The following is a 6,732-nucleotide window of genomic DNA, read 5'->3' as shown; positions in this document are numbered from 1 at the left end:
CAGTAACCTCAGAGCTTATTTGAGCGCTGATCAATCAAATCGACAATCTGCTTGATGGTCCTGATGTGATCCCAGTCTTCCTGAGTTGCTTGCAGGTTGAACTGCCACTTGATTTGCATAATGAAGCAGGTCAAATCGTCGTCAATAATCTTGAAGTCATGGATGAAATCCGTTTGTTCCGTCACTTGGCTTAGGTCGATGAAGCCGATGATATCGACGAAAAGCTGAATGACCTTTTCGCTGATTTCGGCCCTGCTCAGGTTACCTTCCATTTCTCGCCTCATAGGCTCCGATACTACGACACCAGGTGAAGCCCTCAAGTTTTCCAATAATGAAATGCTTACGCCCCTCCCCCACCCGCTAATATGATGCCGTACTACCGCCTATTGCACTACGCGGTATCAACTTTCAGAATCACTATAACCAATTAATCGATGCGCCAACTCTGCCAGTTCTTCATCATCCGCACGCAGGCAATCATGTGAAGAAATGTAGCCCTCGTATCGATCAAAAAACCTATTACAGTTTGAAGATATTTTTCTAAACTCACTATGTTTGCCAGTAGCGTGCATTGGAAATAGCTTGGCATGAAGGTGATCTACACCGTACCCTTCAAATACCATTGCAGTCCTTCCAACATCTACCAAAGTACCATCAAGAATTTTCGCAACTTTCTTTGAGGCAATCACTAGATCGGCAAGCACCCTGTCATCCTGTTCAAACGCATAGCTAGAGCAGTGCTTCGTAGGTATAACTACTGTGACCCCAGGAGTGTTTGGAAAAATCGAGAGGAATGCAATATGTTTATCGTCCGCCCAGAAAATATGTGAGGGCGCCTCCCTTTGAACGATTGAGCAAAAAACACACGCTTCTTTATGCACGACTAAAAACCTCTCTGTTGGCAGTTAGACCCCACGAGAATCCCATCGAGACGAACTTGTATTCTGTATGCCAAACGAGCGTTCAGCCATAGAGGATATCAAATTAGAACTCAGGACAGCTGCGAGCGATAAGTTCATAGGACCATAACTAGGCATTATAGCGCTCGGCAGGGATAACCAATCCTCACTTTCAACGAGTTTAGCTGCTTTCTCGGCCGCTTGATAATCATGAGTTGCGAAGTGAAATGATGCGCAAAGGTGATGGAGATATCCACCCGATACAACTGGGATCCCACAAGCCTTTACTAATCTCCAACCATCTCTAGCCAAGGTTGGCGGATTATCAGCCGTTATACCAACACCATTGAAACCGAATGCTCAAAATAAATTAGATCATCCATGAAACACCTCATTATGATGCCAGGGTCCATAATTGTAGAAAAACGAGAATCGCTCTCGAAAAAATACTATAGCTTTTTTACTATCTGCCAACCCATTAAAACCACTTAATCAATCAACCGCAAAACCTCCTTACAGTCTACAAGAGAAAATTCTTACATGAAAAAAAGACACTAGTAGATAGAAAAATTAAAATAACCAATTACTAGGTCTAGGGAGAATAATTAAATAAACATAAAGAGTAATTCATTGGCAGGATTACCCTTGCATACGAGCTGGATCAATGTGGTGCGTTCGCCGGAGCGCACATGCTGTCAAGGAGCTTGAACACCATCGCTTAAAGCTGATCTGCATCCAGCTCGGTGGCCGTGTTAGAAATCGTAGGTGCTGATTCGCGGACGGGCGTACGGGACTCTCGGTCAGCTTATGGGTAGCTGACACACCACTATCGGGGGCAAGCCCCCTCCCACATTTTGATCTTCAGTGCGGTCGGAAGTGTGCCCGGCTCAGAACCCGCGATGCTTCTTCAGATGCTCATTGATCTTCGCCGCCGGCACTTTTTGCAGGGTGCACAGCAGGTCGTGGGACAGTTCGCGCAAGCCGTGCGTCCCGCGCAGTTCTTTGGCCAGGTGCGCGGTGAGGTTGGCAGCCATTTCCGCGTCCGCCATCGCCCGGTGAGCCTGGCCGGTGTGGGGCAGTTGGGCGAAGGAGTTCAAGGTGCCGAGTTTGTGGTTCGGCGCGGACGGCATCAGGCGGCGGGCCAGCAGCAGGGAGCAGGCGAATTTCTGCAGGCGGGTGCGGCGGATCAGGCCGAGTTCGAAGTCCCAGAATTTCTGGTCGAACGCGGCGTTGTGTGCCAGCAGCGGCGTGGTGCCGACGAACTCATTCACTTCGTTCATCACGCGCTCGGCCGGTGGAGCGCTGCGCAGCATGGCATTGCTGATGCCGGTGAGTTGTTCGATAAAACCGGGCACGCGCACGCCGGCGTTCATCAGGCTCTGGTAGCGGTCCACGATCTGGCCACGTTCGAGGATAGCCACGGCAATTTCCGTGGCCCGGCAATGGCTGCTCGGGGTGATGCCGGTGGTTTCAAAGTCGATGACCGCTATACGTTCCAAACCTGTTCCAACTCCGTCTGACTGTTTATTTGAGCAGCAACGCGCCTTCGATCGGCACGTAGCGGCTGGCGGCGCGTATCAATGAGTTGGCCGTCAGCCCCGGCACGCCGTACGCCACCGCTTGCACGCCGTGCTTGTGGATGATGCGGTCGAGCAACATGTCGAAATCACCGTCGCCGGAGGCCAGTACCACTTCGTCGACGTTGGCGGCGGCGTCCATGATGTCGATGGTGATGCCCACGTCCCAGTCGCCCTTGGCCGAGCCGTCGCTGCGCTGGATATACGGCTTGAGTTTTACCGTAAAGCCCAGGTTACGCAGGATCTGCTGGAACTGCTGCTGCTTGCTGTCGCCACGGTCGATGGCATACGCGTACGCCTCGACGATCTGCCCGCGCGAGCTGATGTCAGCCCACAGCGCGGCGTAGTTGAAGTGGCAACCATAGGCCTGGCGAACGGTGTAGTAGAGGTTTTGTACATCGGCGAACACTGCAATTTTCTTCACCGCGTTTTCTCACTGCTAGCCGGCTCATGACAGCCGGGCGCCAGGGCCCGGAAAGGCTGCCAGTATGCCAGTCGCGAGAAAGTTTCCGGGAAAAATCAGACCGGGGCGACAAAGCGCCCCGGACTTGAGTGTGTCAGACGAAGGAATCGTCGTCGCCAAAGGAGGAAGAATCGTCGGAGTAGTCGCTGTCGGCGAAGCTGTCCGAGGCATTGTCGCTGCCCCAGCTGTCATTGCCGGCATACTTCTGGTCGTCGTTGCCCCAGTTGCTGTTGTCACTGGCGGGCGCTGGCTCTTCGCGGATGATTTCTTCCACTACTTGCGGCTGTTGCGCGTTGTGGTTGAACAGGCTGCTGATGCCTTCGGCCAGCAACACACCACCGGCCACGCCGGCTGCGGTTTTCATCGCGCCGCCCAGAAACCCGCTGCCCATGGGGGCGGCAGGTGCCTGTTGAGGCTGTTGATAGTTCTGTTGCGGCGCCGGCTGGCCGAACCCGGGCCGTGCCGGTTCACGCCAGCCGCCGCCGGACGAACTCGGCGCACTTTGCGCCGGTTGCGGGTCACGGGCGCTGCCGCCACCAAAAATGCTCGACAGGAAACCACCGCTGCTCGCCGGAGCCGGTTGCGCGGATTTGGTCCGTTGCAGTTCATCCTGCAATTGCTGGATCTGCTGCGCCTGCTGCTTGTTCTGCGCGTCGAGGCTCTTGAGCGCGTGTTCCTGCACCAGGATCGACTGGGTCATGTAGTACCCGGCCGCGGGCTGGCGAGTCATGTGCTCCTTGATCCGCGCTTCTGCTTGCGCGTCGCGGGGGGCTGAGTCCGTTTCGGCTTGCTGCAACCGTGAAAACAGTCCATCGATCAGGGTTTGCTCTTCGCTGTTCATGGCGACCTCGTTAGATTGCCGTTAGAAATCGTGGCCCGGCCTGTGATCAGGCTGGGTGCGGGTTAGTTATGGGGGTGTTACCAGTTGTTTCAATGGTCTTTACTCAAGGTTTACGTTTGTGCCCCTGTGACCGTGATCGGTTAAAGTGTCGCCCTTGTTTCCAGGCCTGCGATGAACCTGATGAATCCGTTAGATGTATTGCGCGACTCCTTTCGTTTTACCCGGCACAACCTGGGCGCCATCGTTCAGTTGTGCCTGCCATTGGTGATCCTCGAAGCCTTGCTGCAACAGATTCTGGATCACACGCTGGGCGCCGATGCGTTTCCCGGCTACAGCGTGGTTGTGGGCTTATTGGTGTACCCGCTGTACACCGGCGCGCTGATCCTGTTTCTCGACGCGCGTACCCGTGGCGAGTCGCCGCGCACCAAGGATGTGTGGGCGATGGCCCTAACGCTGTGGCCGCGTTTCGCCCTGCTTACGGCCATGAGCACACTGCTGATTTTGCTCGGCCTGTCGTTGTATTTCTTGCCGGGCCTATGGCTGATGGTGGTGCTGGCGTTTGCCGAATACCTGCTGGTGCTGCGCGGTATGCCGGCGCTGGAGGCGATGAAGGAAAGTTTCCGCCTGACCCGTGGGCATTTCTGGCGAATCCTGGTGTGCCTGCTGTGCGTGATGACGCCACTGTGGCTGCTCAAGGGCGCCAGCGTGGCGGCGTATCCCCACCCGGCGCCGCTGCTGGGGCTGCTGATGGAGAGCGCGCATAGCTTCCTGCAACTGTTTACCAGCGTAGTCCTCTTCCGTTTATTCATGCTGATCGGTGGCGATGCCGACGCGCGGTGATATGCTCCGCGTCACTCCTGAAATGCCATAAGCCGAGCCGATGACCCGTTTATTGCGCATGACCTTGCTGGGCCTGCTGATCGTCGCAGGCCTGCTGACGGCCCTGATCTACAGCCTGACCTGGCGCCCCGAACCCAAGCAAACCCTGCCCGTGAGCTGCGTCGCGCCGCGTGCGCCCACGCTATTGCCGGGGCAGGCGCTCAAGGTCATGACCTGGAACGTGCAATACCTGGCCGGCAAGAACTACGTGTTCTGGTACGACAGCGCCGACGGCAGCGGCCCGGACGACCGCCCTAGCGTGGAAGACATGGCCGTGAGCCTGGACGAAGTGGCGCGGGTGATTCGCGACGAGCAGCCCGACATCCTGCTGCTGCAGGAGCTGGACGAAAACGCCAAGCCGTCGCACTACCAGGACCAACTCGCGCTGCTGCAGGAGCGTCTGGTCGACCTCTACCCCTGCAGCGCCCAGACCTTCGACTGGAAAGCCGACTTTGTGCCCGACCGCCATATTTTCGGCAGCGTCGGCCGCAAGCTCGCGACCCTGAGTCGCTACCAGATCGAACACGCCGAGCGCCTGCAATTGCCGGCCCCGGAAGCCAATTTCATCAGCCGCCAGTTCCAGCCCAAGCCGGCGCTGCTGCTGACCTATTTGCCGCTGAGCGACGGCGGCCAACTGGCGGTACTCAACACCCGCCTGGACGGCGACACCCCTGGCCGCAGCGCGGTGCAGGCGCAGGTACAAACCACGGTCAAACTGCTGGATAAATTCGAAGGCCGCGGCACGCCCTGGCTGATCGGCGGCGATTTCAACCTGCTGCCCCTGGGGCAATTCCTGCGCCTGGACGCCGGGAAACGCGGGCAATATTCGCCGGACAGCGAGCTGCATCTGCTGTGGGACAAATACCCGATGATCCCGAGCAACAGTGAATCCAGCGGGATTGACCGTGAGAAATGGCTGACCCACTTTCCCAACGACCCGAGCATCGACGGCCCGGATCGCACCTTGGATTACCTGTTCTACAGCCCGCGGATCAAGCGAGTGGAGGCCAAGGTGCGCCAGGAAGACACGTTGCGCATCTCCAACCATTTGCCGGTGATCGCGCGGTTCCTGTTGCCTGCCGCGCAATAACCAAAACACAAGTTGATTGGTGTCTCTGCTACTTTCGGGGTTTGATCCGCGCCGTCGCTTCGGCCACCAGCGGGTCGTCCGGCCAGTAGTGCTTGGGATATCTGCCCTTCAGATCCTTCTTCACCTCGGCGTAGGTGCTGCGCCAGAAGTTCGCCAGGTCCTGGGTCACCTGCACCGGCCGCCGTGCGGGGGACAGCAGGTGCAGTTTGACCACCTGACGCCCACCGGCGATGCGCGGGGTGTCCGCCAGCCCGAACAATTCCTGCAGACGCACCGCCAGAATCGGCGGCTGCTCGCTGTAGTCCAGCCGCACGTTTGAGCCCGACGGCACTTTCACATGCTGCGGCGCGAGTTCGTCGAGGCGCTGGGGCAACGGCCAGGGCAGCAGGTTGTGCAGGAAACTGGAGATATCCAGGTTGGCGAAATGGCTCAGCCGCGAGACTTTGCCCAGGTAGGGCATCAGCCAATGTTCCAGGCCGGCGAGCAAGGCCTTGTCGCTGATGTCTGGCCACTCGCTGGTTTTGCCGGCGTCCAGCTGGCGCAGCAGCATCACGCGGGCCTGCCACTGGCGCAGCTCAGGGGTCCAGGGCAACAACTCCAGGCCTTTGCGGCGCACCAGGTTGACCAGTGCCTGGCTGCGCGCGGATTCGTCCAGGCCAGTCAAGGGTTCGCGGCTCAGCACCAACTCGCCGACTTTGCGCTGGCGTTCGGCACGCAGGACGCCTTCGCGCTCATCCCAATCGAGTTGGTCGACGTTGCGCACTTGCTCGGCCAGCACCGTGTCAAACAATGCCGGTTCGAAATCGGCCGCCAGGTAGATGCGCTCTTCACGCTGGCCCTGGCGGCTGCCCAGGTCGGCGATCACCAGCCAGGGCTGTTTCATCAGGCTGTCGGCCTCGGCGAACAAGGCCGCGCGGCCACTGGCCAGGCGGTATTCGGCGCCACCGGGGCGACGTTGCTGGGCGACGCGGTCCGGGTAGGCC

General features: G+C 58.0%; 8 protein-coding genes. 2 read left to right on the top strand and 6 right to left on the bottom strand.

Annotated features, from left to right (window positions below):
* Window positions 1–8: 8 nt before the first annotated feature.
* From WBR57_RS06440 to WBR57_RS06420, 5 genes are all read right to left on the bottom strand, one after another.
* A complete protein-coding gene (locus WBR57_RS06440) occupies window positions 9–272 on the bottom strand; it encodes an acyl carrier protein (protein ID WP_424083119.1) in 264 nt (87 codons plus the stop codon).
* Window positions 273–401: 129 nt separating this feature from the next.
* Window positions 402–881 (bottom strand): HIT family protein, encoded by a 480-nt coding sequence (locus WBR57_RS06435; RefSeq protein WP_424083118.1) that lies wholly within the window; start codon window positions 879–881, stop codon window positions 402–404.
* Window positions 882–1,786: 905 nt separating this feature from the next.
* Entirely contained in the window at window positions 1,787–2,398 is a 612-nt protein-coding gene (locus WBR57_RS06430; protein WP_424083117.1) for a 3'-5' exonuclease, read from the bottom strand.
* 25 nt (window positions 2,399–2,423) lie between these two features.
* A complete protein-coding gene (locus WBR57_RS06425) occupies window positions 2,424–2,900 on the bottom strand; it encodes an NYN domain-containing protein (protein ID WP_122538921.1) in 477 nt (158 codons plus the stop codon).
* A gap of 133 nt (window positions 2,901–3,033) precedes the next feature.
* Window positions 3,034–3,780 (bottom strand): DUF2076 domain-containing protein, encoded by a 747-nt coding sequence (locus WBR57_RS06420; RefSeq protein WP_424083116.1) that lies wholly within the window; start codon window positions 3,778–3,780, stop codon window positions 3,034–3,036.
* A gap of 180 nt (window positions 3,781–3,960) precedes the next feature.
* Between WBR57_RS06420 and WBR57_RS06415 the strand changes: the two genes are divergently transcribed.
* Both WBR57_RS06415 and WBR57_RS06410 read left to right on the top strand, forming a co-directional pair.
* Entirely contained in the window at window positions 3,961–4,620 is a 660-nt protein-coding gene (locus tag WBR57_RS06415; protein WP_424083115.1) for a YciC family protein, read from the top strand.
* 40 nt (window positions 4,621–4,660) lie between these two features.
* Window positions 4,661–5,749, top strand: a complete 1,089-nt coding sequence (locus WBR57_RS06410) for an endonuclease/exonuclease/phosphatase family protein (RefSeq protein ID WP_424083114.1) — start codon at window positions 4,661–4,663, stop codon at window positions 5,747–5,749.
* Between the two features lie 28 nt (window positions 5,750–5,777).
* On the opposite strand, the gene WBR57_RS06405 is transcribed toward WBR57_RS06410, so the two are convergent.
* The coding region (locus tag WBR57_RS06405; protein ID WP_424083113.1) for an ATP-dependent helicase C-terminal domain-containing protein at window positions 5,778–6,732 on the bottom strand (955 nt) is incomplete at its 5' end.

It is taken from the genome of Pseudomonas sp., from assembly GCF_049590575.1.
GTDB lineage: Bacteria > Pseudomonadota > Gammaproteobacteria > Pseudomonadales > Pseudomonadaceae > Aquipseudomonas.
Note: the sequence above shows the minus strand (reverse complement) of the source record. Positions and strands in the feature narration are given on the sequence as shown.

What these genes read in the sequence shown, in the direction of transcription:
- WBR57_RS06440 (WP_424083119.1), bottom strand. Translation starts at nt 272, where the DNA reads ATGGAAGGTAACCTGAGCAGGGCCGAAATCAGCGAAAAGGTCATTCAG.
- WBR57_RS06420 (WP_424083116.1), bottom strand. Translation starts at nt 3,780, where the DNA reads ATGAACAGCGAAGAGCAAACCCTGATCGATGGACTGTTTTCACGGTTG.
- WBR57_RS06415 (WP_424083115.1), top strand. Translation starts at nt 3,961, where the DNA reads ATGAATCCGTTAGATGTATTGCGCGACTCCTTTCGTTTTACCCGGCAC.
- WBR57_RS06410 (WP_424083114.1), top strand. Translation starts at nt 4,661, where the DNA reads ATGACCCGTTTATTGCGCATGACCTTGCTGGGCCTGCTGATCGTCGCA.